Source organism: Streptomyces sp. NPDC048290 (assembly GCF_040652095.1).
In the GTDB taxonomy this organism is placed as follows: Bacteria; Actinomycetota; Actinomycetes; order Streptomycetales; family Streptomycetaceae; genus Streptomyces.
In genome coordinates, this window is sequence record NZ_JBEZLM010000015.1 from 139880 (window position 1) to 163031 (window position 23152).

Annotated in this window: 19 protein-coding genes and 3 pseudogenes; 6 read left to right on the plus strand and 16 right to left on the minus strand. The window is 68.2% G+C overall.

The window, feature by feature from the left end; all coding sequences use genetic code 11:
* Positions 1–493 precede the first annotated feature (493 nt).
* On the plus strand, positions 494–787 hold the full coding sequence (locus tag AB0D49_RS25580) for a hypothetical protein (RefSeq protein ID WP_362761426.1): 294 nt from the start codon (positions 494–496) through the stop codon (positions 785–787).
* Positions 788–976: 189 nt separating this feature from the next.
* On the opposite strand, the gene AB0D49_RS25585 is transcribed toward AB0D49_RS25580, so the two are convergent.
* From AB0D49_RS25585 to AB0D49_RS25595, 3 genes and pseudogenes are all read right to left on the minus strand, one after another.
* Positions 977–1384, minus strand: a complete 408-nt coding sequence (locus AB0D49_RS25585) for a hypothetical protein (RefSeq protein ID WP_362761428.1) — start codon at positions 1382–1384, stop codon at positions 977–979.
* A gap of 208 nt (positions 1385–1592) precedes the next feature.
* Positions 1593–1795 (minus strand): annotated as a pseudogene (locus tag AB0D49_RS25590) (IS5/IS1182 family transposase); the annotation flags it as partial.
* Between the two features lie 87 nt (positions 1796–1882).
* Positions 1883–2671: an SDR family oxidoreductase gene (locus AB0D49_RS25595; RefSeq protein WP_362761430.1), complete on the minus strand. Its 789-nt coding sequence runs from the start codon at positions 2669–2671 to the stop codon at positions 1883–1885.
* A gap of 121 nt (positions 2672–2792) precedes the next feature.
* Between AB0D49_RS25595 and AB0D49_RS25600 the strand changes: the two genes are divergently transcribed.
* Positions 2793–3431 (plus strand): TetR/AcrR family transcriptional regulator, encoded by a 639-nt coding sequence (locus tag AB0D49_RS25600; RefSeq protein WP_362761432.1) that lies wholly within the window; start codon positions 2793–2795, stop codon positions 3429–3431.
* A 214-nt stretch (positions 3432–3645) separates the two neighbouring features.
* Here the strand turns inward: AB0D49_RS25600 and gntD are convergent, their stop codons facing one another.
* From gntD to AB0D49_RS25640, 8 genes are all read right to left on the minus strand, one after another.
* Positions 3646–4659, minus strand: coding sequence for a guanitoxin biosynthesis L-enduracididine beta-hydroxylase GntD (gntD, locus tag AB0D49_RS25605; protein WP_362761434.1), 1014 nt, complete (start codon positions 4657–4659; stop codon positions 3646–3648).
* 109 nt (positions 4660–4768) lie between these two features.
* The gene (locus AB0D49_RS25610) at positions 4769–6457 is read right to left on the minus strand and encodes a carbamoyltransferase C-terminal domain-containing protein (RefSeq protein ID WP_362761436.1); all 1689 of its coding nucleotides are present in this window, start codon (positions 6455–6457) and stop codon (positions 4769–4771) included.
* 398 nt (positions 6458–6855) lie between these two features.
* A complete protein-coding gene (locus tag AB0D49_RS25615; RefSeq protein WP_362761438.1) occupies positions 6856–7206 on the minus strand; it encodes a hypothetical protein in 351 nt (116 codons plus the stop codon).
* Positions 7207–7834: 628 nt separating this feature from the next.
* Positions 7835–8728 carry a cytochrome D1 domain-containing protein gene (locus tag AB0D49_RS25620; RefSeq protein ID WP_362761528.1) on the minus strand — a complete coding sequence of 298 codons (894 nt, stop codon included), beginning with the start codon at positions 8726–8728 and terminating at the stop codon, positions 7835–7837.
* 493 nt (positions 8729–9221) lie between these two features.
* On the minus strand, positions 9222–10058 hold the full coding sequence (locus tag AB0D49_RS25625; RefSeq protein ID WP_362761440.1) for a hypothetical protein: 837 nt from the start codon (positions 10056–10058) through the stop codon (positions 9222–9224).
* A gap of 353 nt (positions 10059–10411) precedes the next feature.
* Positions 10412–11797 carry a DUF1254 domain-containing protein gene (locus AB0D49_RS25630; RefSeq protein ID WP_362761442.1) on the minus strand — a complete coding sequence of 462 codons (1386 nt, stop codon included), beginning with the start codon at positions 11795–11797 and terminating at the stop codon, positions 10412–10414.
* Positions 11798–11827: 30 nt separating this feature from the next.
* A complete protein-coding gene (locus AB0D49_RS25635) occupies positions 11828–13162 on the minus strand; it encodes a DUF1254 domain-containing protein (RefSeq protein WP_362761444.1) in 1335 nt (444 codons plus the stop codon).
* A gap of 496 nt (positions 13163–13658) precedes the next feature.
* Positions 13659–14453, minus strand: coding sequence for an IclR family transcriptional regulator (locus tag AB0D49_RS25640; protein WP_362761446.1), 795 nt, complete (start codon positions 14451–14453; stop codon positions 13659–13661).
* A 321-nt stretch (positions 14454–14774) separates the two neighbouring features.
* On the opposite strand from AB0D49_RS25640, the gene AB0D49_RS25645 reads away from it, so the two are divergent.
* From AB0D49_RS25645 to AB0D49_RS25655, 3 genes are all read left to right on the plus strand, one after another.
* Positions 14775–15281: a flavin reductase family protein gene (locus AB0D49_RS25645; protein ID WP_362761448.1), complete on the plus strand. Its 507-nt coding sequence runs from the start codon at positions 14775–14777 to the stop codon at positions 15279–15281.
* 161 nt (positions 15282–15442) lie between these two features.
* Positions 15443–16612 carry an acyl-CoA dehydrogenase gene (locus AB0D49_RS25650; RefSeq protein ID WP_362761450.1) on the plus strand — a complete coding sequence of 390 codons (1170 nt, stop codon included), beginning with the start codon at positions 15443–15445 and terminating at the stop codon, positions 16610–16612.
* Positions 16613–17620: 1008 nt separating this feature from the next.
* Positions 17621–18013, plus strand: a complete 393-nt coding sequence (locus tag AB0D49_RS25655; RefSeq protein ID WP_362761451.1) for a hypothetical protein — start codon at positions 17621–17623, stop codon at positions 18011–18013.
* Positions 18014–18751: 738 nt separating this feature from the next.
* Here AB0D49_RS25655 and AB0D49_RS25660 read toward each other — a convergent pair.
* The 4 genes and pseudogenes from AB0D49_RS25660 to AB0D49_RS25675 form a co-directional block, all read right to left on the minus strand.
* Positions 18752–18853: pseudogene (locus AB0D49_RS25660) on the minus strand (AAA family ATPase); the annotation flags it as partial.
* A gap of 168 nt (positions 18854–19021) precedes the next feature.
* A complete protein-coding gene (locus AB0D49_RS25665) occupies positions 19022–19507 on the minus strand; it encodes a hypothetical protein (RefSeq protein ID WP_362761453.1) in 486 nt (161 codons plus the stop codon).
* Positions 19508–19670: 163 nt separating this feature from the next.
* Positions 19671–19885 (minus strand): annotated as a pseudogene (locus tag AB0D49_RS25670) (AAA family ATPase); the annotation flags it as partial.
* A complete protein-coding gene (locus AB0D49_RS25675; RefSeq protein WP_362761455.1) occupies positions 19882–20118 on the minus strand; it encodes a hypothetical protein in 237 nt (78 codons plus the stop codon). The pseudogene AB0D49_RS25670 and the gene AB0D49_RS25675, both read right to left, overlap by 4 nt.
* Positions 20119–20963: 845 nt before the next feature.
* Between AB0D49_RS25675 and AB0D49_RS25680 the strand changes: the two genes are divergently transcribed.
* The gene (locus AB0D49_RS25680; RefSeq protein WP_362761456.1) at positions 20964–21806 is read left to right on the plus strand and encodes a GntR family transcriptional regulator; all 843 of its coding nucleotides are present in this window, start codon (positions 20964–20966) and stop codon (positions 21804–21806) included.
* A gap of 72 nt (positions 21807–21878) precedes the next feature.
* On the opposite strand, the gene AB0D49_RS25685 is transcribed toward AB0D49_RS25680, so the two are convergent.
* A complete protein-coding gene (locus AB0D49_RS25685; protein ID WP_362761458.1) occupies positions 21879–23129 on the minus strand; it encodes an Nramp family divalent metal transporter in 1251 nt (416 codons plus the stop codon).
* Positions 23130–23152 lie beyond the last annotated feature (23 nt).

Here is a 23152-nt window from a genome sequence, read left to right on the forward strand (position 1 = left end):
TCCCGCCGACCTGCCCGTCCATCACTCCCGGGACGCGCTCGGCGACGGTGAGGTGGGTGCGGTCGGGGGGGGGGGGAATCACGTCGCGGTCGACGAGGCTACGAACCCTCCGAGTCCCCCCTGAACGCGGCGGCGTGGTCGGCGGCCCAGGCGTTCTCGTCGGGCGCGGGCGCCGGGCGCGCAGGAGGGTGGCGGCCAGGGCGGTCCCCTGGCGGGCCACACCGGACCGCTCCGCCTGACGTCACCCGGCGGCAGCACCCGAGGCGGCTACCCGGAAAGCCCCTCCCGCTCCCGCCACCGCGCACCCCGCGAACACGGCGCGTCCCTCCTGACTGAGCAGCCGAGCGACGACGAACGGCACGCCGCTCCGGTACCGCCACCCGGGTGGTACCCACCCGGCACCGCGAGCCGCAAGTCACTCAATATCACTGATTTGATGATCTATGGCATGGAATGGTGGTGTTCCTCCCCTCTCAACCCTCAGGAGTCACTCATGCGACGCGCTATGACCATGCTCGGCACCCTCGCCGTCACCGCAGGGGCGATGGCACTGGCCCTGCCCAGCCCGGCCTACGCCGCCCACGGCAGGTTCGTCCTGAACAGCCAGCTGTTCACAAACCCGAGCGGCTGCATCGAAGCCAGGAGCAGGCCGCTCTCCCTCCAGAACCAGACCAACGAGTACGCCCTCGTCTACGACCGTCCCCACTGCACCGGGAAGGTTCTGGCCGTGGTCGCTCCCGGCGGGCGCACCAACCAGCCGTCCGGCTCCAGCGTGTACGTCGCCTGACACGACACCGTGCGGAAGCCCGGGCGTTCCCGGTCGGGTCGGTGTCCTGGGTACGGACGGCCGCCCTCGGAGAGACACGGCGCGGGGCGGTCACCATAGGCGACCGCCTCGTTCGTCGGCTCCCTCGGCAGAGCGTGCCCAGGACGCCCTTGGCGGGTTTCGTACGGTCCCGGGGCACTCATGCCCTTCCTAGAGGTTGTAGCTGTACGACACCGAGCTGGCGCGGTCGCCCCAGCCGCCCAGGTTCGACACATCGCTGTAGACCGACTTGGTGGAGCCGCCCGCGTGGGTGTTCTCGTGCAGGATGACCGCGCACCGGGAGTTTCCGACGAGGTCGATGGAGCTGATCTGGTCGTTCCAGCCGTACGGCAGTTCGTTGATGTGCTGGGGCCTGCCGGGGTTGGTGCACCGGTCGCCGTAGAGGGAGAGCTGCGCACCGCCGTAGTCGGCGTCCTCGTAGGCGATCGCCACGAGGACCTGGGCGGCGGGTGCCCTGTCGGCCGAAGAGGCCGCGTCGGCGGTGCCCGTCGCACACAGCAGGAGCACCGAGCCCGCCGCCGCTGCCATGAGCTTCGCCGGGCGGAATCGTCGGACCATGTAAGCCTCCGGAGGATCGGGACCGGTCACCCATCGTGCCCGGCCGTCATCTCCTCCACGGACCATGGGCGACAGCGCGTTCACCCCTCGTCACTCGGAGGCAGGGCAAGCACCGGTCCCGGTGATCTCTGTTGAGCCATGTCTGCGCGGACTGCTTGTCGGGAACGTGGGTGATGGCGTCGAGTGCGACCCGATGGGCAGTCGATTAGCAGTGGTTTTCGGACTGTTCGGCGATCGAATGGTCGCGAGTGGGCACGAGGGGTGCCGTCCACGACGAGGATGGTGTTCTTGCGGAACCGCCGACGAGGCCGGAGCACTGGCCGGGGGCCGAGGTGGTCCATGATGGGGTCGACCGCAGACGTCGAGGTCCCGAAGAGCGGGGCCAAGCAGGCGCATCGTCAAGTTTGCGCGCCGCCGCCTTGTCACGAGCGAGATCGCTTCGCCTTGGACAAGAGGGGCGCCCGTAACTGCGCGCTCGCTCCGTACCGCCAGGCCGGCTCAAGCTGCGATGGTGGTTTCGGGTTGGAGTGCAGGGCCGAGCAACAGGCCCCCGTCCAGGACGAATTCCGAGCCGGTGGCGAAAGCTGCGTCCTGGGAGGTCATGAAGAGCAACAGGCGGGTGATCTCCGAGGGTTCGGCGAGGCGGGGGATGGCGAAGGGGTCGGGCGAGTAGACGTCGGCGATGGCCGGCTGGCCCACGGCGGTGGGTTGGTTGACCAGCGGTGTGGAGACGACGCCGGGGTGGAGGGAGTTGACCCGGATGTTGTCCCGCCCCAGTTCCAGCGCGGCCGTCCTGGTCAGCCCGCGCACGGCCCACTTACTGGCGGTGTAGGGGGCGTAGAAGGCCGTGCCGAGGTGGGCCATGGTCGAGGCGATGTTGACGATGGTTCCGCCACCGCCCCTGCGCATCGACGGAGCCACGGCCTTGATGCCGAGGAACTGGCCGGTGACGTTGACGCTGAGGATGCTTTCCCAGGTGCGGAGTTCGGTGTGCTCTATGAGGGCCGCCGGGTTCTGGACGCCCGCGTTGTTCACCAGGATGGTGATCGGCCCGAAATGGCCTTCGACGTCTCGCACCACCGCCGCCCAGTCGTCCTCGCTGGTGACATCCAGGTGAACGGACCGAGCCCGATGACCGAGCTGAGCGGCGAGATCGCGGCCGGCGTCGTCGTCGCGGCCGGCGATGACGATGTTCGCCCCCTCGGCGTGGTAGCCCTGCACATGACTGCTGCCCATGCCCCCACTGCCGCCCGTGACGATGACGGTCTGGCCCTCGAAGCGTCCCATGGTGCGTCCTTCCAGGCTTGCATTGATGGTGAGCCGGGTGACTCACCTCTTCTCTCAAGGTAGGAGCGGAGGCAGAGGTGAGTCAAGTGACTCACCTCTCGGTCAGCGGCATACTGAGGGCATGACGGCACAGCCTTCGGAGTACCACCGGCGCGTGGCAGCGCAGAAGCGGACGTCCATCATCGAGGCAGCCACCGAGCTGTTCCTCGACTCCGGCTACGACGGCACCTCGCTGGCCCGTATCGCCGCGGCGGCCGGAGTGTCGAGGGCGACACTGTTCAAGCAGTTCACCACCAAGGCGGCCCTGTTCGAGGCGATCGTCACCGAGTACTGGAAGGTCGACGAGGAGGAGGCTCCCCTCCCCGAGCCGGGGGACCTTCGCACAGGGCTTGAGACCATCGGACGCCGATACGTGGCGCTACTCACCCAGCCCGGCATGGCCGCCCTGTTCCGCATCGTCATCGCCGAGGTACCGCGCTTCCCGGAGCTCGGCGAGACCCAGTTCAAGCTGGGCAAGATGCCCTACTTCGAATCGGTCCGCCGCTACCTGGCGGCGGAGAACGCCGCTGGTACAGCCCGGCTTGACGATGCGGAGATGGCAGCGACCCAGTTCCTCGGGATGATCTCCAACTACGTGTTCTGGCCACGGATGCTGCTCGCCCGCTGGGAACCTGACGACTCCGCCATCACCGACGCGGTCGACCAAGCGGTGCTGACCATGCTCGCCAGGTATGGCGCGCCGGGGTCGCACGGTGCCTGAGACACCAGGTGTCCTACCGAAGCCAAGGGTCGATTACGGGGCAGCTCTTGGGCGGTCGTCAAGAACCATGTCCTGCGGTCTTTACATATGTGCTGGTCACCAGTGGTGAAGGGGAATGGAATACCCGCCCGCCGCTCCTACGGCCGAGGTCCGTCAGGAGCGGAGCGGGCGGGTCGTGACGATGCGTGGGGTCACACTGCGCCGGTCGTCCCGCTCACGCTTCGAGCCCTGGAACAACCACCGGTGAGAGTGTGCCGTGCCGTACCGCGCGGGATTTGCGGAGGTCGCGTGTCACGCTGATGCGTTTCAGCCAGCGGTCTCTGCCGTCGTAGCGGGCCTGGAACGGACGGCGGCCATGGACCGCGTGGTACTTGTCGATGAAGAGAATCTCGCCGGGATCGAGGGTGGCGTCGTTGCGGTTGTGGTCGAGTGAACTGGCGAGGGCGTGGAGGGCGCGGGCCGCTTCCTCGTCGCCGGGATCGGTCGCGGTGAAGTAGTCGACGAAGGCGAGGTACGGCGCCGACTCGCCGCCGAAGAGTAGGGCGGTGCGGCGTGGGCCGAGTGGTTCCTCGCCGCGTTCCTCGGCACGTCGGATGTGTTCCTCGTCCGGCATGAGCAGATAGCGCGGCTGGGACAGGGTGCTCAGCTGTGCCGGGGTGAGCTGGTCCGGACGGTGTTCCGCGACCGTCGTCGGCACTCTGTCGTCGTTGCGCAGACACAGCAGACCCAGATAGTCGCAGCGCACTGCCGAGAACGCGTCCTCGTTGTGGAGATCGAGTTCGCTGGCGCTGCTGCCGGCGCTCTTGTCCCGCTCCTCACCGCGCACCGGCAGGAGATCCTGGACGAGGTGGCCGTCCTGCAGGGTGCTCCAGGAGAAGATGTCGCCGAGCAGCGAGGCCATGGTGAGGAGATACAGTTCGTGGCCGCGTGCCGGGGCCGTGGCACCGTCCGGGCGGCGCCAGTGGCCGGGGGTCGGGCCCAGGTGGTCGTCGTCGACCTGCCAGCCCGTCAGACGGAACCCGCCCGCGGGCTCCTCGCGCCGGAAGGACTCCACGAACGCGGCCAGTCGTTCCGGCAGGAGACGTCTGGCCGTGGATGCCGCCCGGATCAGTTCGTACGGTGTGGTGGAGGCGGTGGTGGTTTCGGCGAGCGTCGAGACGACGGAACGTACCTGTGTCAGTTCGCCGGGGGTCAGGGTGAAGTGGGGCAGGGGGGCCACGTCCGTCATGGAAGGAGATTGCTCCTCCGGGGGGTGGAGCGGGCTCATGGGTGTTCCTCTTCGGATCTGCTGATCGTGGGAATCAGGGGCGTACGGTTCTTGGGCGGGAGGGACGTGGTCAGCGGGTGGCGAGATAGTCGCCGATGACGATCGCGTCGATCTGGGTGTTCTTGAATGTTGCCAGGGCGTCACTGGGCGTGCAGACGATCGGTTCGCTGTCGTTGAACGAGGTATTGAGTACCACCGGGACTCCGGTCAGTTCCTCGAACTCGCGGATCAGCCGGTGAAAACGGGGATTCACGTCCGCGACGACGGTCTGAATCCTTGAGGTGCCGTCCACGTGGACCACCGCGGGAATGTGTGATGCCTTGTCGGGGCGGACAGGGCATGCGTACAGCATGTACCGGTAACTCTCCGATGCACGGCCCAGCTCGAACCAGTCCCCCGCGCGCTCGGCCAGAACACTTGGCGCGAACGGACGGAACGTCTCCCGGTGTTTGACCTTCACATTCACTTTGTCCCTCATCATGGGGTCACGGGGATCGGCGAGCAGCGATCTGTTGCCCAGGGCCCGAGGCCCCAACTCCATGCGGCCCTGGAACCAGCCGACGACCTCACCACGAGCGATGCGCCGCGCCGTTTCGTGCGCGATGTCGGGACAGCGCTCGGCGCGGATACCGGCGTCGGCGAACGCCGCGCGTATCCGGTCGCTGGTGAAATCCGGGCCCAGGTACTCCCCTGCCCCGCCGGACAGGCGTGGGAGTTCCGCCGGTGTTTCGAAGTAGGCCGCCAGTGCCGCGCCGATCGCGGTTCCGCCGTCGTGGGGCGCCGACGGAATGAAGACCTTTGAGAAGGGTCCCTTCTCCTTGAGCACCCAGTTCGTGGTGCAGTTGAGCGCCACGCCGCCGGCGAAGCACAGTGTCTCGGCCGGATGCAGGGCATGGGTGCGCTCGGCCAGTCCGAGGACCATCCGGTCGTTCCAGCTCTGTAGCGCCGCGGCCAGGTCCATGTGCTGCTGCCGCAAGGGCTCGTACGGCAGCCTCCGGGGCCCGAAGCGCTCTTCCAGCGCTCCGAACGTGGGAAGCCTGAATTCGAATGCCTCACTGCGGACCTTCGGCTCGCGCTCGCCGGCTATCTCCGCGAACGGCGCCGCCCACACGGCCGGGTCACCATAAGAGGCCAGCCCCATCACCTTGGAGGCGTCGTACGGGCTGAATCCGAGGTAGGCGCTGATCTTCTCCCAGACGAATCCCATTGAGTCCGGGTAGGTGAGGCTGCCGAGTGGTTCGATGACGGTGCCTTTGCCGCCGCCGATCAGCGCGGTCGTGGATTCGCCGATTCCGTCCACGACGAGGACCGCGGCTCTGTCGTCCCCGCAGGGGTAGTAGGCCGACGCGGCGTGGGCCAGATGATGGGGAATCCAGCGGATCATCTGCTCGCAGTCCACACCGAGGAGACGGGACAGATTGCCCGGGATGCGCGAAAGACTCTCCCGGAAGGTCGCCTCACCTTCCCGGCTTCCCCAGACGCCTGGAACGCTCAGAGGGTCTGGCTGGAAGGCCGAGCCACGTAGTTCGGGAGCGAAGGAGATGGCCACGAGGTCGAGTTCGTCCGGGGTGATTCCGGCCCACTCCAGGCAGAAGGCGATCGCGTGTTCTGGCAGTACATCGGCGTTGGACACCGATGCGGGTTTGCCGTGCTTGACCCGGTTGAACCGCTCTTCTTCGGCCGAGGCGAGCACATCGCCGTCCACGATGAGCGCGGCCGAGGACTCGTGGTAGACGCAGTTGATCCCGAGAATGTTCATGGGGCCCTCTCGATGTGTTGAGCGGATCCGACCGTGCCGTTTCTCGCTGCGGGATGGTGTGACGGGTGTCGTGCTCGACATCAGCGCCTTGCCGGAGTGAGGCTGGCGTCGCGTTCGTGTGCGGCGAGTCGTCCCTGATCCCGTTCGGGTTCGGTGTGTGGGGTGTGCCGGACGTGGTGATGGGGGGGGAGGTGGACCGCGTCGGTGCGGTGACACGTGCCGCATCCGGTGCGGCTGGTTCTGCGGCTTCTTGGTGATCTGCTGGGACGGCTTTGGCGGGGGCGTGCAGATGGGGCGTGTTGCCGTCGTATCCGCCGGGATTCCGCTGGTGGACGGCCTGGGGGTGATGGTGGGCGGTGCCGTGCCGGGCGTATCCGAACCGCTGGCCTTTCAACCCCTCAGGGGTCTTGCTGTCGTCGTTCCCGGCGGTCTCGTTCCGTCGGGTCCGAGGTGACGGTGAAGGTCGGGGTCGGCGCCGCCGAAGGGGCGGTGGACTGGGTCTGGCCGGGCCTGGGGCTGATGGTGCGGTCCTCGCCACGGTTCTCAGGGCTGAGATTCAGCCTCGCGGTCGTGCTCTGCTCGCTGACCTGTGGGTCGACCACCACGCTCTCCCGAGACCAGCGGAAGGTCTTCGGCTGGGCCGTGTGCTCCACCACCTCGAACCCGTTTGTGCACATGCTGCGCCGCAGGGGTGGGTTGACTGTGCCGGACGCTGTCTCCTCGGTGGTCAGGGGTTCCGACCCGGTCACAGACATTCCTCTCGCTGAAGCCGGGAACACCCGGCGCGCACCGGATGCCTCCTTCACCTGCCACCCATGGCCGTGCAGACGGCTGCTCCCCACACGACACGGGCTCCCGGAAACGCCCCGGAAACACAAACAGCACGGATCATCGCAGTCCGTAACCGATGTCGCCAGAACGAGAACCGGACAACCCCCACCGCCCCGCCCCTGACCGTCCTCGACCACATGGTCCGCCTCGGCCGGGCCCGCTTCCCGAAGCACCGAGGCGGCCGTCGACAGCCGTCATGTGTGGGCGGTCGGGGAGCATCGGCCTTGTGGGTGCTGCGTACGTGGGCGCCGGGTGCGGTCTGGCCTGCACGGGACTGAGGGAAGACATCGCCGCCGGACGCACTGGTGCTCTACCGGAAGCGCGCCCTGGAGGTCGCGGAGAACCTTCCGACGTGGCTGTGCACGCTGTGCGGCTGCGCCCAGGAGTTCATGCCTCTCCCGCGCGGCTTCGACCACAGCGCCGACTCCGATCCCGGCCGCTGCACTCACCACTCCCTGTCCCCCATCCTCGGCACCGGCTGGCACGTGTGCGCCGCCGTCCTTCCAGCGTGGCCACAGGGCCCGCTGGAGAGACGGCGGCAGGTGTTCAGGAGCAGGTGATGCTCAGGGGGGTGGTGGCGGTGCAGGTGCGGGTGGCGGTGTTGTTGGCGGGGTCAGGGTCGGTGGGGCTGCTGACCGTGTGTGTAGTGGCGGTGTAGGGCGCGCCCAAGGTGAGGGCGGCGACGGGGACGCTGAAGGTGCGGGTCGTGCTGGTGCCTGGTGCGAGGCCGCTGAGGGTGCAGGTGACGGTGGCTGTAGTGGTGGTGCAGTCAGTGCTCGTGGGGTCGGTGGCCGGGTCGAGGGTGGTGGTCGCGGTCGCGTCGATCACGGCGCCGGGGCCGTTGTTGGTGAGTGTGAGGGTGTAGTCGATCCGGCCTGTCAGGCCCGGCACCGGGGTGGCGGTCAGGGAGACGGCGAGGTCGGCGGGCGGTGTGGGGGGCGGTGTGGCGATGACGATGGCACGCGGCTGCTTGCCGACACCCACGTTGGCGGTGCGGGTCAGGGTGGCGGTGTCGACCACGGACATCGTGTTGGCGCTCTGGTCGGCGGTGTAGGCGGTGGCACCGTCGGCGGACAGGGTCACGCCTTCGGGGCTGTGGCCGACAGTGACGCTGGCGGTGACCTTCTTGGCGGCGAGGTCGAGGACGTCGAGGGCGTCGTCGCGCTGGTTGGCCAGGTACAGGCGTCCGCCGTCCGTAGAGACGGCCAGGCTGTGCGGCCGACCACGTGCATCCAGCGTTTCGATGTGCTTGTCGGCGGCGGTGTCGTACACGTTCACATAGCCGACGTCAGGCAGGGTGGCGTAGAGCCGCGTGCCGTCCGGGGACAGGACGACGTCGCTGGGCCCGTCGCCCACCGCCACGGTGGCCACGACCGTGTCGGTGAGGGTCGTCGCGTCGATCACGGAGACGCTGTCGGAGAACTGGTTCGCCGTGTACAGCCGGCTACCGTCCGCCGACGCGGCGGTGAACGGACGGACACAGCGTCACCAGGAAGCCTCAGCCCGACAGGGACCGGGCGCGCTCGTGATGTCGCGACAACGACACCCTGCGAGCGCGCGACCCGATCCTCGTTCAGCCAAGCCGTCACCCACTGCAACGGTGTGGCGCCGCCGAGGACACAGACCGCACGTCACGCGTTTGGCTCGGACGACGCCCGGCTCGGCCGGTGGTGGTCCGGCATGAAGGATGTGTCGCGACAGAGGCAGAAATGGGTGAGTGTGTCCGAGTCCGACGCCACACCGTCGCGCGGCATTCAGCAGGCCAGGTGCCGGACGGCGAGGTGACGGTGACCGCCGTAAGGTGCGGAACCGTGGGTCAGTCTGCCAGCAGCTAGGCCGGGGCGGACTGGGCTTGACCGGCGGCGGCGGTACGCCGGCCCTCAGGGGCGAGCACCATCCTGGCTCCGGAACTCGCCCATGGCGGGGCTGGTGGTCAGGACGTCCTGGAAGCCTTGGTGTAGGTCAGCACGACGCATCCAGCGGTCCCGTCCTGGCCTGCCTTGGCGGACTGGTCGGGAATCAGATCGCTCACAAGACCCCCACCGTCTCCTCCTTGGCCGCCGTCGCCCGCAGCCGGGCACTGACGGGAGGGGCTGGGCACGTCACCGATGCCGCCCTTGCCCACGCGATGGCCCCCGGCCGTTCCGTTCTCGCCGGTCAGCCCCTGGGTGATGCCGACGTCGGTTCCGTCGCAGCGGCTGTCGTCCACAGTTCCGGCATGGCCTCCCGGACCGCCGCTGCCGCCGCTGCCGCCGCTGCCGCCGCTGCCGCCGCTGCCGCCGCTGAAGGCGGATGCTCCGTATCCGTGCCAGCCATGCCATCCGTTGCTGGCTTGCACCGCGGTAGCGCCGCCGATCTCCACGCTGGAGGGTGCGCCCTTCCCCCCGAAGCCCCCGGCACTGCTCCAGGCGCCTGCCTCGCCTCCCTTGCCGGGTCCACCGACCGTGACGGCCAGCTTCCTCGTCGGTCCCGAGAGGTGAAGGGTGCACGAGACCACGGCGCCGCCGCCCCCTTCTCCTCCCCCGCCACCGTACGGGGTCACGAAACCGTTCTTGCCCCCGCCTCCGCCGCCGCCCCCGCCGCCCACCGCGTGGATCACGACCTCACTGACGCCGTCCGGCACGGTGACCGCATACGTGCCAGGACTGTCGAACCGCTCGACGACAGGACCCGCTGGGGCGGCGTACGCGGTGCTGGTCACCAGCAGCGACACGGTGACGGCGGTGGACACCACCGCCACACGCCGCAGACCGGACGAGATCATGGTCAAGGTGAACGTCCTGAAGTTGCTGGGACTGCCACACGCGCCCGCCTACCTCAGGCCATGCGCGTCTTCATGAGCCCGCGGCTGATGCCTGGGCTGGGGTTCCGGCCGGTGCCGGGCCGAGGTCCGGCTCGCGTGAGAACGCGCGGGCCTTGGGAGCCTGTGCCGCCGAAGCGGCAGCCATCGGTGTGCGGGACCAGGCCGCCCTCCGGAGCACGAGGGAGTTCCGCGCGGGTGAGGTCGTCCGACGCCGCCTGCGAGGCGCTCGTCACCGGACTCGACTGGCTCAGCTTCCAATGCACCCTCTCGCCCGGTCTCCCGGGGTGGCTGACGGCCCGGCGTCGGTGTCTGCTGGTGTCTCAGGTGGTGGGGGTGAGGGGCGGGGGCTTCCAGGGGCCGAGCGGGGTGATCTTGGCTGTCTGGGGTGCGTAGAGGCGGAGCATGAGGGTGAAGGTGTCGGTGTCACCGATGGGGAGCCAATTGCCGACGGGGACGCTGTCTCCGGGATTGTCGTACTGGATGTACAGGGTGAGGGAGTGGTCGTCGGGATCGCGCGACGGGACCGGGTTGCGGTGGCCGATGGAGTAGACGCTGTCGTCGGTGTCCGGGTTTCCGTCGGGGTTGTTGGGGATGAGGAAGCCCTGTTCGTTGTAGGCGGTGAGGGACCAGAAGGCGTTGACGGGGAAGTCGTCCGCGTCGAACTTGAGGGTGTAGCGGATGGGGTTGCCGTCGGGGTCGGCGGTTGGGGCGGCGGTGGAGGGGTAGAGGGCGTCGTTGGGGAGGTTGGCGCCGAGGGCGGTCAGGGCGATGTAGGCACGCTGGCCGTAGTCGGTGCCGTAGGTGCCGATGTCGGTGGTGGTGAGGTTCCAGCCGTTGACGGGGTCCGGTTGCGGCCAGTTGGCGATGGTGTTCTTGCCGTCGCTGACGGCCTGGTCGAGGACAGTGTCGTCGGGCAGGGGCTGGGAACTGCCGGGGAGGAGTCCGATGGCGGCGAGATCGGCCGTGATCGCGGCGTCCGCCGGGCTGGGCGGGGTGGTGGCGAGCAGGGCCTTGAGGCGGTCGAAGAAGGTTCGGCCGTCCATGGCGGCGATCTGGTCGGCGGGGGCGTCGGTCGGCAGGTCAGGGTCGTAGGTGCCGTCCGGGGGGACGTAGCCGTCGGGGTCGGACCAGTGGCTCAGGGGGATGAGCTTCATCTGCTGCTGGTAGCCGGTGACGGTGTCGATCTCGGACTGCTCGCCGCTGCGGACCTCGGTGCGGCCGACGATCCACAGGGTGTCGGTGGGGACGGCGAGTTGGATGGTGTCCGCGGGTACCACGCCCTGCCATCCGGGGCCGGTGATCAGGTAGTTGTAGGGGCTGCCGTCCTGCGAGGCGATGAGGGGGACGAGGCTGCTGGGGTCCTGGACCGTGTTGGTCCAGAAGTCCATCATCTGCATCAGCCAGTACCGGGGCTGGTCCGGATCGTCGTCCATCACGGGGACGGAGAGCACCAGGGGCTCGGCGGTCAGGTCCAGCCATGCCTGGGAGTAGAAGGTGTCCAGGTTGGGGCGGACGACGATCTTCATGTCGGGGTCGGGCAGCTTGCTGTGGTGACAGAACTGGTTGACCGGTGCCAACTCGTCGGTCACGTGGACGGTGTTGGTCTGCGACTGGCGGGTGATGTCGGCCAGCACCAGCGGGTACCCGAAGACATACACGTCGGTCGCGGTGGTCTGGATGTCCTGGTCGGACGGGGACGGGCTCATGGCTTCACCTCTGTCGGATGTCGGGACGGGTCAGCTGCGGTGGAGGTCGTGCAGAGTCCAGGTCTTGTCGGTGTATGCCTGCTCGGGGCCGTAGAGGCGGAACATGACCTCGAACCCGGTGCCGGACAGGGTGGGAATCCAGTTGGACTCGTGACCGGCGGGGGCCGTGGGGCCGAAGTACAGGTCGACCGTGCCGTCCGTGTTGGTGATCAGGTCGGGGTCGAGGGAGGAGCGGCTGAGCCGGTCGGAGCCCTGGAGGAAGGTGTGGGTGTCGCGGTCGTAGACGGTCAGTGACCAGTACTGGCTGACGGGGACGTTCGCGGTGACGGTGAGCTGGTAGTTCTGACCGCCGTCGAGGTCCTGGCCGTCCGCGTCGGCGATGGCCATCAGATAGGACTGGCCCTTGCCGAGGTGGCGGGAGGAGAAGAAGGCGAAGGTGTAGCCCAGGCCGCGGTCGTCGACCGGGTAGGCGTACGGCAGGGTGAACCCGGCGTTCGTGGACTCCACCAGGTCGCGCATGGCGGGCATGGTCCAGTGGGTGCCCTCCCAGTAGGGCGAGTCGAACAAGGCCCGGTAGCGCTCGTCCAGCCAGGTGTTCGCATCACCGATTCCGGCGGTAAGGAGGTCAAGGGTCGCCTGGTCGGGGGCGTACGGCTCGCCCTGCCTGATGCCGAGGGAGGCGAGCTGGTCGATGAGCGCGCGATCCCGCTCCAGCCACGGTTCGGCCTGAACCATGGCGTTGAGGGTCTCGAAGAACGAGGCGTCGTAGCGGATCGTCGAGTCGTAGGGCTGCTTCAGTACGTCCACCCGGACCGTGGTGCCCGGGGCGCCGTCCGGGGTGTACGGGTAGAACTTGATCTGGTTCGCGTACGCGACGGCGTCGCTGATGTCGCTGTCGCTCTGCCCGGCCGGGAGGGAGCGCAGCAGCGCGTAGCCCCGGTAGGTGTCGCTCCACAACGGGGTGTAGCCCTCCGGGACGGTGCTGCGGTAGCCGGGCGGCAGGATCAGGTACTTGGCTCCCGCGCCGGCGTCGAGTCCGGCGGGGCCGACGTCCTCGATCGCGGCCTGCCAGTAGTCCATGACACTGCCGTTGATCTTGTGCGTGTCGTCGGCGGGCGGGACCTCCAGCACCACCGGGCCGTCCTCGGTGTTGTAGAACGGCATCACATAGATCACATCGGGGTTCGGGGTCAGGCTCTGGTTCTGCCAGTCCATCAGCCCCGGCCACCATAGGACCTGGTTCTCCCCGTCCATGCCCGCCGTGGTGGCGGCGTCGTACATCAGCCGGTAGTTCACCGCCGGCATCCCCCACACCACCGCCTGCAACGCCCGTGCTCGCACCACGGCGGCCTCGATGTCAGTCATGTGCTCTCCCCTTCGAACGTCAGCCGGACCTCCGTGCCACGGCTCGGCCCCTGCTTCCTCGGCAGCGCCCTCCCCGGACCACAGCTGGATGCCGGGAATCCTGGAGCGGGGCTACCAACCGGCCTTACCGCCACAAACCCGAACACCCGTGCAGGTGGGGGCGGATGTCTGGTTCGCGCTCAGCGCCGTTCCCCGTGCTTCGGTCCTGCCGGACTCCTGTGACCTGCTCGACGCCCGTGCGTATGGGTGATGAGGGCGAGTACGGTGCCTTTGGGGCGATGGCGGGATCACATGCGGGAATCTCCGGCTGCCATGGGGTCAGCACTTCGGAACGGCTTCCGCACTGTCGCGAGTGATCGCCTTCCAGGTCGGGCAGGCCCCTGATGTCGGATGCTTCACCGCTCCACGGGACGTGCTCCTGCCGGGAACGTCCATGCGCCGCTCAGAAACCGACGGCTCCGACCTGGCGGCCGTGTGCGTCGGCGTGGGCCGTGGGTCACGGGCTGCCGGTGCTGTGCTGCACGGCGCGGGAGACGGCACCTGCGACGGTGATCACCGCGGGTGCCAGGCTGGGTGGCTCGAACGATGCGGTCGGTGCGACGACCGAGAGCGCAGCCACCACCGACTGCCGGGCGCCGTAGATCGGTGCCGCGACTGATGACATGGGCTCCGGGTATTGGTAGGAGAACGTCGCGACGCCTTCCCGCCTCACCTGGGCGAGAGTCCGCCGTAGTTCGTCGGGGGTGGAACTGCGCCGTTGCTGAGGCACCGTCAAGTTGGCGGCCAGTACCTCTTCCTGAAGGTCATGTGGAGCGTGGGCCAGCAGGACCAGCCCGGCGCCGGTGGCGTGCACGGGGGCCCGCCCGCCGACACGAAAGATCACCGGTCCCGCCCTGTGTGCGGAGAGGCGCTCGACCAGGACGGTGTGCCGTCCGTCGCGGACGGCCAGGAGCACATGCTGGCGCGTAGCGTGGTGCAGGTCCTCCATGAACGGGAGTGCGGCAGCGCGTAGGCCATGGCCACGCGGGCTGAGGGTGGCGACCTCCAGCAGGCGGAGACCGATGACGAAGGCACCATCGTCGGTACGCTCCAGAGCACCCCATGCGGTGAGTCGCGCGGCGAGCCGGAGGGCTGTGGCTTTCGGCAGTCGCGCACGGGTGCTCAACTGGTCCAGTGAGAGCGCCTCGTTGTGTTGCTCGAACGCCGACAGCAGACGTAGTGCGCGGTCGACGACGGGTTCGCCCTTGACCGGCTTCTTGCCTCGTGGCCGTGCCCCGGGGGCCTCTGCCATGCGTCCATCCCTCCGCTGAACATTTCAATGAATGAAATCGCTGTTCTGCGGCGCCGCCCTCCCCCGCAAGACTTGCAGGCATGATCGCGTCTGCGCAGGTCGATCCTCTGTCCCGAATGATCGCGGACACCGACACACCCTATGCCGCCGCCGGTCCGATGTGACCGGCGCCGGCGTGAGGTGGTCGACGGCGTCCTGCGCGGCCCATACGAACGCCGTGCCGTCCTCCGGAGTGGGTCGCCACGCAGGTGATCCTCAACCATGTGCCCTGCAACGGCCGGACGGCTTGATGACTGGAGATGATCAACGATGGTCAACGCCGTGAGCCAGCCGGACGACCTGGAGACCGTCTTCCGCGACACGATGGCCGGCGTGTGTACGCCCGTCTCCGTGGTGACGGCACTGTCAGGGGAAGCCCCGCACGGCACCACCGTCAATGCGTTCGCGTCCTTGTCGATGAGTCCGCCGATGGTGCTTGTCTCGCTCGCGCACACATCGGAACTGCTCGGTCTCATCCGGCAGACCGGCCGCTTCGGGCTGAACATCCTGGCCAGCGACCAGGCCCAACTGGCGCTCACCTTTGCCCGCAAGGGCGACGCCGGGCGATTCACCGGTGTGCGATGGGACATCGAGGACGGTGTGCCACGGATTGCGGGCACCTGCGGTTTCCTGGTCTGCGACGTCGCGGAGCTGGTGAGTGGCGGTGACCACACCGTGGTGCAGGGCTTCGTCCGGGCGGCCGAGGCTGGCGCCGGGGCGCCGCTCACGTATCACCTGCGGTCGTTCGGAACCCACACCGTGCTCACCGAGGGGCGTGACTTGTCATAGCCGGGGCACGGTGGCGACTTGGTTTCCGCCGTCACGCCTGCCCCGCATCCCAGCTCACGAGGGGATCACCTGCGCCTTCCTTCGTACGGGGATGTCCTCACCGTACGAGCCGAACGATGACGAACACCTACCTGCCGACTACCCAAGGGGCTGAGCCCGACATGGCCGATGCACGTCAGCGCAGCAACGCTCTACAGACCCCGGCGCCCGAGCCGGAGGACGTCCTCAGGGCAGCCGGACACCTCCATGACCTCATCAGTGACCATGGTGCGAGCAATGACCGGGAGGGCCGGATCGCCGCACCGGTCATGGACCAGCTGTACGCGATCGGTGCGATCGGCGTCTTCTCACCCCGTGCCCTGGGCGGCGCGGAGATGACTCCCCGACAAGCGATGGACCTGCTCCGGACACTGTCCTACGCGGACCCTTCCACGGGCTGGGTCACCTTCGCCCTGGGTTTCGCCACGGGACTGGCAGGTGCGTTCCTCGACCGGGACACGGCCGAGGAGTTGTATGCCACACCGCGCCTGGGCATTGCGGGACAGGGCACCCGGGCCGGTACCGCCGTACCGGTGGACGGTGGCTACCTGGTCAGCGGAGCGTGGAGTTTCGCCTCGGGCATCCGGCATGCCAACCATGTACTCACTGCCGCCAACGTCAGCGGCACCGGCGAGCCGCGCTGCTTCATCCTTCCTCTGGAGCGGGTGAACGTGGTGGACAACTGGGATGTCCTGGGACTACGCGGCACGGGAAGCATCGACTACACCCTCCAGGACGCCTTTGTCCCGACGAACTACAGTTTCGCGACGCTCAGCACCGAGCCGGTCACCGGTGGCGATCTGTACAGGATCGGCATCGGGAACTTCGCGAGCATCAACCACGGCGCCTGGGCGATCGGGGTCGGCCGACGGCTGCTCGACGAACTGGCGGCCGACGTCCGCATCAAGGGCGGGCACGCCGCTGGTGACGCGTTCATGGAGGACTACGCCGACGCGGAAGTGAGACTGCGGGCAGCCAAGGCTTTCCTCTACGAGGTATGGGAGGAGGTCGAGGAGTTGCTGGCCGGAGGTGGGCCGCTTCCCCTCCGGGCCCATACCTTGATCCGGGCGGCTCTCAACAACGCGACCTGGCGCAGCCACGAGGTCGCCCAGTTCGTCTACGCGGCGAGCGGCACCGCCGCCTTGCGGAACGGCACCGTTCAGCGGCTCTTCCGCGACATGCACGGAGGTACCCAGCACATCTCGTCGTCCCGGATCATCCTCCAGTCGGCCGGACGCGAACTCGCCGGCCTCGCGGAGGGGCGGACGTGGGTGCATCACGCTCTCAAGTAGGACGCATCACCTGCACGCGCGAGACAGGTCTGGCTTCGTTGGCCTTTGGCGACAGCGTTTGTCGATCAGTTTGAGCGGCGGATAGCGATCTCTGGGGCGATAGGTCTTCATGAGTTCTGACGGTGCTTCGCGTCACTGATCTTGGCCTGCGGTCCGTGCGGAGCAGTCGTGTCCATCGCCGGGCAGGCCCATGACGTTCAGCACGGATTCCTCGCCCTCGGGGATCTCAAAGGTGAAGTTCGCTCCTTCGCTCCTGACGTGATCGCCCTGAGCGAGCCCTGGTTGCCGAAGGTCAGCGGAGCATACGGCTCCCAGGAACAGCGATCCCGTTCCAGGACGGAAACGACGTCCGCGTGCTTGAGCCCTGCCGGGGAGGTGCCCGTCCCCCCGACAACCGACGGAGGGAGTTCGACGACCTCACGCCAAGTCTGGACACAGATGAGGGGGACCTTGCGGCAACGGCAGACACTCAGCTACCCGGTCGTGGGCGAGAGGACGCTGCGCGACCTGGCTGGTTGCCGAGGTGAAGGCGAACGAGAAGGTCCTCTCCGGTTTATCGGACTTCCGGCCACTGGCGGACCGTCAGACGCTGCCGCAGTAGATCCGTCAATTGCTGCGGCTCCACTCTGACAACCATCAGGCACCGAAAGCCCGCTAAGCAGACTTCGAACCGGAACAGCCGCCACCGCCAACCGCTGCACGGTCGACCCTCGCACACACCCCAGACCTGAGCATCACGCAGTGCTACACACCACCTGGCTGTAGCTATACGAAAACAGGGCCGAGACAGCGGTCAGGCCCAGTCCGCCACCTCGACGCAAAGGGATGGACTGAAACCAGTCAGCTAGCCGACTCTATCCCTTCTTGGACCCTTTCCAGACATTCTCTGGGTAGTGCGCAGGAACTATTCCTTCCACCTTCTTCTGCCCCTAGCGTCATGGCTGCATTAATTCCAGCAGGTAACTCGTCCATCACCTATAGGACGTGTGCATTCCATTTGGAGGGAAAGTGAAACGCTACTTGGTAGTGGCAGCCAGTTCGCTGCTGTTTGCGGCGGGAACCACCTCCGCCGTGGCCGCGCCGGAGGGCGCCACCGAGCCCACCTCGTCGGTGGCGGCAGCGGAGCCGATGCAGTTACGCGCCGGGCCGGTAAGCATCGTCAAGGGCGACGGCGGCGAGGGGCCCTCGACCAAGCACGTGAACTACTGCAACGACTTCGTCAACTACGGCACGCGGTGGGCGGCGAACTGCAACGTCGACTACGGCCGCTCCGGTGCGTGGACCCAGTGTTCGGACTTCACCGAGATCTGGGGCCCGCTGGTAGGCCCCGGCTACTGGCAGTTCGGCGGCAACTGCGCCGGCCACGGATCGGTACGCGACTGGGGCGTCTACGACGGCTAGGCCGCAGGCCGGGCCGTCGCCCCACGCACGCGTAGAGGCACCCCGCACCACCTGCTGCGCGCGCCGACGGCGGGCGCAGCAGCCCTCGCGCCGCGTCTAGCGACGGGGAGCGGGGCTTCGCCGCGGGTCGTATGACGACACCGCCGAGGACGGGCTGATCAACGGTTCGTGTCCTGGTCCGGGTGGGCCAGGACACGACCATCCGGCTGTGCCATCCGCGAACTCTTTGTCCAGGGCACCCGCGCGGGCCCGGTCGCCGCCCGCGCCCGCGGCCGGGTCGGCGGCCACCCCACCGTCGCCACCGCGGAGGCCATCAAGGCAGCCGCGACCTCCTGTCCGACCGGGCCCCTCCATCACCTCGATCGCCAAGCACCTGAACGTCTCCCCGGGCACCCTCGACAACCACGTCCCCGACCTGCGCGAACCACGCGCCAGCGCCGTCCCCAACCGCTCGACGCCACGGAGCGGTGACCACGTGTCGATCCGACCCGAGAACCGCGACCGCTACCCCGCCGACTGGAAGCGATCAGCCTCCGTATCCGCACGGTCCGGGCCTCCGGACGCTGCGAATGCCCCGGCGAATGCGGACGTGGCACTCACACCAGCCGCTGCCCCAACATCAACGGACAGTCCGCGTACGGCACCGGCTCCAAGGTCAGTCCTGACGGTCGCGAACCTCGACCACACGCCGGAGAACCGCGATGTGCCAGGGCTGCCACCTTCACGACGACCAGCTCGGGTGCTGGCAAGGCGGTAGGAGTCGGTGCCGGTGTTGATGATGGTGCCGTTGAAGGTGAGGCGGTCGACGATGGCCGCGTAGCGGCGAGGGTCGGTGAACGTGGTCCATGCCCTTACCGACGCCCTCCGCCGTGAGCGCACCACCCACCGCGAGCGTGTCCAAGAACTCGAACAACGACTGGCCGCCGCACACGGCGAGATCCTGCGCTCGCAACGGGTGATCTCGTCACATGGCCCGACCTCGTGACAGCACTCGCCGGGCTGCAGAGCTTACGATCCAGAGCGCAATCCCAGAGCACTGTGCTCCACCACGCCTGCGGAAAGATCGCTCTCTCCCGAAGCCCGAGCAGTCAACTCCACGAGCCCGGCTCGGAGTTCGGTGGCGGGCTCACCGAGGACGATCGCGCTGATGATCAGCTCCAGCATCAGACAGTCGTACTCGTCCCCCACACTCCGATAGCGCTCGCGATCGGCCTCCACCACAGCGGAGGTGATCTTCCTCCCACCTCCAGTCACTGGGGCAAAGGACACCTCATAGACGCCGCGACCGGTCCAACTCCGGTGCATGAAAAGGACATCGCCTTCACCAAAGACGTTCCACTTCTCATCCATGTCCCGGGCTCGATATCCGCGCCGGATCCGGTCCCAGTCCTCGTCAGTCCAGACTCGATCTGGCAACTGAGTAACCGGCCGGGGCGTGTTGATCGGATGGAGGCGCCGGAACGACTCTCGGGTGAGCAGGGCATCGTCAGTCATGACGTGATCCTACGGAAGCACCACTCCAACAGGACAGCGGGCTTGCCTCCAAGAGCAGGCACCCTGGGCAGAGGATGAGCCTCAGCCGCCTTCCCGACGCGTCCGCACCGCGGTGAACAGCGACTTTGCAAGACGCCTTCACCGTTACCCCAGTTATCTGCGGGGATTTCTCCCGAGGGAAGCCGGCTGCCGTGATCTGCCTCTCCGACCTGCGGCGGGCGCGGTCGTCGCACTCGGCCATCCGCGGTTCGGCGAGGAAGCCGCGGTAGATCATCTGGTCCTTGAGCGCCCGATCGGCGATGCGGATCGACGGCAGCCGCAGAAGGCGGCGGCGTCGGCGGCCTGCTCGGTCGAGCCTCGCCGTCGGGGCATGGTCACTGCGCCTCTCCCCCACGTTGGCTGCTGCCGCTGGTGAAGCGGCGTCGGAGCAACTGGTCGTAGTGAGACACCGAGGGCAGCGGCCTGGTGTCCGGCGGAAGATGCGCCAGGCGCCACTCGTGCAGGGACGTCACCGTCGCCGACGGCTGGCCGAGGCTCCAGGCATTCGGGGCGGGCTCCGTCTCGGCCTGAGCGGCCTTGCGGGCCTCCAGCACGACCGCATCCGCCGTCATGGCCCCGGCCCTCAGGGCTGCAGTCAGGCCGGCGACGACGTGTCCGTGTGTCATGTGACGTCCGAGCAGCAGCACCTCGATGAGCGCGCGGATCCCGTCGCGCTCGCCACGGGTGGGCGTAGGCCGCAGGTGGTCGTCAACAGTATCTGCGCGCCCGATGTCTTCGAGCGGTACTTTCCGTACAGGAGGGTTCGGCTTCAGGGCACATCGTGCTCCGCGTCACCGGGGGGAACATCGGCTGCTTCTTCTGCGGTGCCGGTCCAGGCAGGGGCACTTGGTGAGTGAGGGCGAGGCGGCGGCGGCGACGGCCTGGACATCGAACCGGCGTGACCCTAGCCCCGGGCGGACCCGAAGCAGGCGCGCCTGGTGGCTGCTTCGCGACGGTACGGCGTGGGCCCCTCAAGCAGCAGGGCGCGGCCTGGCCACGCGCTCGTCCGGACTCGCCCCCCACGCCGTTCTCCACCCCGCCGCCATCCTCATCTGGACACGGTGCTGACCAAAGGGACGTAGCCTCGATGGTCCCCAGACTTGGAGGCTCGGCAACGTCTCAGTCGCGCGGGCACCGGGCCGCCGCCTCCCCCAATGCAGCAGGCATCCCCCCAATGCCGCGAGCGACACCATAAGCCCCCGCAGACACAGTCGCGCTCCGCCCGCCATTCGCTCGATAGCACCCAGAAATCAAAATTGGATATACTCGTATCTTCTAGATACATGTGCAGTGCATCCGCCGTCGCGGACGGCTATGCAGGCTCGCTCAACAGGGCGACGCCCGCCCAGCCGCCCCCGCAAGCGTCCGCACTGCGCGTCGCCTCATGAGTGCCGATATATCCAGGTGGGAAGAGCAGATGAGCCCCTCACGTCTCACGGCCGACGGCCGGGGAACCACCCGCGCGTCCGCCGATGAGCACGTACCGGCGGACGGCCAAGAGTCCGTTCCGGTCGGCCAGGACATGGTGAGTGGCGGCGCCGCGCGCAAGCGGGACGGGCAGAGCGTGGCCGCGGCCCACGACCTGTTGCGCACCGCGATCCTGTACGGCGAGCTGGAAGCCGGTCTGAGCCTCTCGCAGGCCGCCCTCGGTGACCGCTTCGGCGTGGGACGCACCCCGTTGCGTGAGGCGCTGCGGCTGCTTCAGCGTGAGGGGCTCGTGGTCGCCGAGCCGAACCGCCGGGTGAGTGTCGCCGAGCTGTCGGCGGAGGACTTCGAGCAGCTCTACATCATGCGCGTCTCGTTGGAGGCCACGGCCATCCGGCTGACCGTGCCGCGGCTGACCTCCGACGACCTCGCCGAGCTGGAGGCGAGCATGGCCAGGATGGACCACTACGAGCAGGCCGCGGACCCGGTCGGAGCCCGTGCGCCGCACCGTGCGCTGCACCAAGGGCTGGTGGCCGGCGCCGGAGAGCGGGTGGCCGGCGAGATCTCCCGGCTGGCCGAGCATTCGGAGCGCTACCGGCTCCGCTTCGCGGAGCCGGGGACCGGTGCCAAGCGCCGGGTGGAGCACCGGGCGGTCCTCGACGCGGCAAAGAGCGGCGACGCGGAGCGGGCGGTGCGGGAGCTGGTCCTGCATTACGCGCGCTCGGCCGCCCTGGTCTTCGGCGCGCTGGACCCGGATCGCGATCTTGAGCGGTTGAGGACGTGCGTCCGTTCACTGGCTCCCGGGGCCGAGGACGCGCTGAGTCCGCTCTCCTGACGCCGTCCCCCGTTCTCCTGGCCGCCGCCCCTGGACGAACCAGGCACAGACTCACTGAGCCCCCGCCGGGGCTCAGCCCGTGAAGGTGCGGATGATCAGGACGAGGTTCATCACCGTGATCAACGCCGCGATGGCCGAGACGACCGCGGTGACCGGGCGACTGGTGGCGAACGGTCCCATGACCTTCCGGTCCCGGGCCACGGCGATCAGCGGGATGAGGGCGAAGGGAATTCCGAAGCTCAGGAGGACCTGGCTGGCGTTCAGGACCGTCGTGCTGTCGATGCCGGCCGCGAGGACCACCAGCGATGGCAGCATGGTGACCAGACGCCGCAGCAGGAGCGGGAAGGTGCGGCCGACAAAGCCGGCCATCACCACCTGCCCGGAGAAGGTGCCGACCGCCGAGGACGAGATGCCGGAGGCGAGCAGGGTGACGGCGAAGACCGTCGCCGCGCCGCCGCCGATGAGCTGGGCGAATCCGGTGTGCGCCGCTTCGAGGGTGGTGACCGTGCCGATGCCGGACCCGTGGAAGAGTTTCGCCGCGGTCAGCAGCATCGCTAGGTTGATGAGGCCCGCCAGACCGAGCGCGATGATGACGTCCCAGTGTGCGAAGCGGATCAGCCTTCGCCGGTCGGCGTCGTCGCGGGGGTGTACCCGGCCACTCGTCATGGCGGAGTGCAGGTAGACGACATGGGGCATGACGGTGGCGCCGACGATGCCAACCATCAGGAACAGCCCGTCGCCCTGCGGCACCGAGGGCCACAGCCCGTGGGCGGCGTCCGCCGCGCTCGGTGCGGCGCCGATCACCTGGTAGCCGAAACCGGCCGTCACCAGCAGCAACAGCGCGGCGATGGCCCGCTCGAAGGGTCGATAGCCCCGCGCCTGAAGGGCCAGCACCACGAACGCCACGACGGCGGTGATCAGCCCTGCCATCACCATCGGCACCCCGAACAGCAGGTTCAGGCCCAGGGCGGCACCGACGAACTCCGCGAGATCCGTGGCCATCGCGACCACCTCGGCCTGTCCCCACAGGGCCCAGCGCACCGGGGCGCGGTAGCGGTCCTGGCACAGGTGCGGCACCGAACGGCCGGTGACGATGCCGACCTTCGCCGACAGGAACTGCACCGGCATCGCCATGAGGTTGGCCAGGATGACGACCCACACCAGTTGGTAGCCGAACTCCGCTCCGGCGGCGATGTTGGTCGAGAAGTTCCCCGGGTCCACATAGGCGATGGCCGCGACGAACGCCGGGCCCAGTATCGCGACGGCGCCGCGCACCCGGCCACGCTCAAGCAGTACGGGGCCCAACTCCGTGCCGGTGGTCATGAGGCCGGTCCCTGTGCGCGGCG

Coding starts and splice junctions, on each gene's coding strand:
- AB0D49_RS25580 (WP_362761426.1), top strand. CDS start 494: ATGCGACGCGCTATGACCATGCTCGGCACCCTCGCCGTCACCGCAGGG.
- AB0D49_RS25585 (WP_362761428.1), bottom strand. CDS start 1,384: ATGGTCCGACGATTCCGCCCGGCGAAGCTCATGGCAGCGGCGGCGGGC.
- AB0D49_RS25595 (WP_362761430.1), bottom strand. CDS start 2,671: ATGGGACGCTTCGAGGGCCAGACCGTCATCGTCACGGGCGGCAGTGGG.
- AB0D49_RS25600 (WP_362761432.1), top strand. CDS start 2,793: ATGACGGCACAGCCTTCGGAGTACCACCGGCGCGTGGCAGCGCAGAAG.
- gntD (WP_362761434.1), bottom strand. CDS start 4,659: ATGACGGACGTGGCCCCCCTGCCCCACTTCACCCTGACCCCCGGCGAA.
- AB0D49_RS25610 (WP_362761436.1), bottom strand. CDS start 6,457: ATGAACATTCTCGGGATCAACTGCGTCTACCACGAGTCCTCGGCCGCG.
- AB0D49_RS25630 (WP_362761442.1), bottom strand. CDS start 11,797: ATGAGCCCGTCCCCGTCCGACCAGGACATCCAGACCACCGCGACCGAC.
- AB0D49_RS25635 (WP_362761444.1), bottom strand. CDS start 13,162: ATGACTGACATCGAGGCCGCCGTGGTGCGAGCACGGGCGTTGCAGGCG.
- AB0D49_RS25640 (WP_362761446.1), bottom strand. CDS start 14,453: ATGGCAGAGGCCCCCGGGGCACGGCCACGAGGCAAGAAGCCGGTCAAG.
- AB0D49_RS25650 (WP_362761450.1), top strand. CDS start 15,443: ATGGCCGATGCACGTCAGCGCAGCAACGCTCTACAGACCCCGGCGCCC.
- AB0D49_RS25665 (WP_362761453.1), bottom strand. CDS start 19,507: ATGACTGACGATGCCCTGCTCACCCGAGAGTCGTTCCGGCGCCTCCAT.
- AB0D49_RS25675 (WP_362761455.1), bottom strand. CDS start 20,118: ATGACGGCGGATGCGGTCGTGCTGGAGGCCCGCAAGGCCGCTCAGGCC.
- AB0D49_RS25680 (WP_362761456.1), top strand. CDS start 20,964: ATGAGCCCCTCACGTCTCACGGCCGACGGCCGGGGAACCACCCGCGCG.
- AB0D49_RS25685 (WP_362761458.1), bottom strand. CDS start 23,129: ATGACCACCGGCACGGAGTTGGGCCCCGTACTGCTTGAGCGTGGCCGG.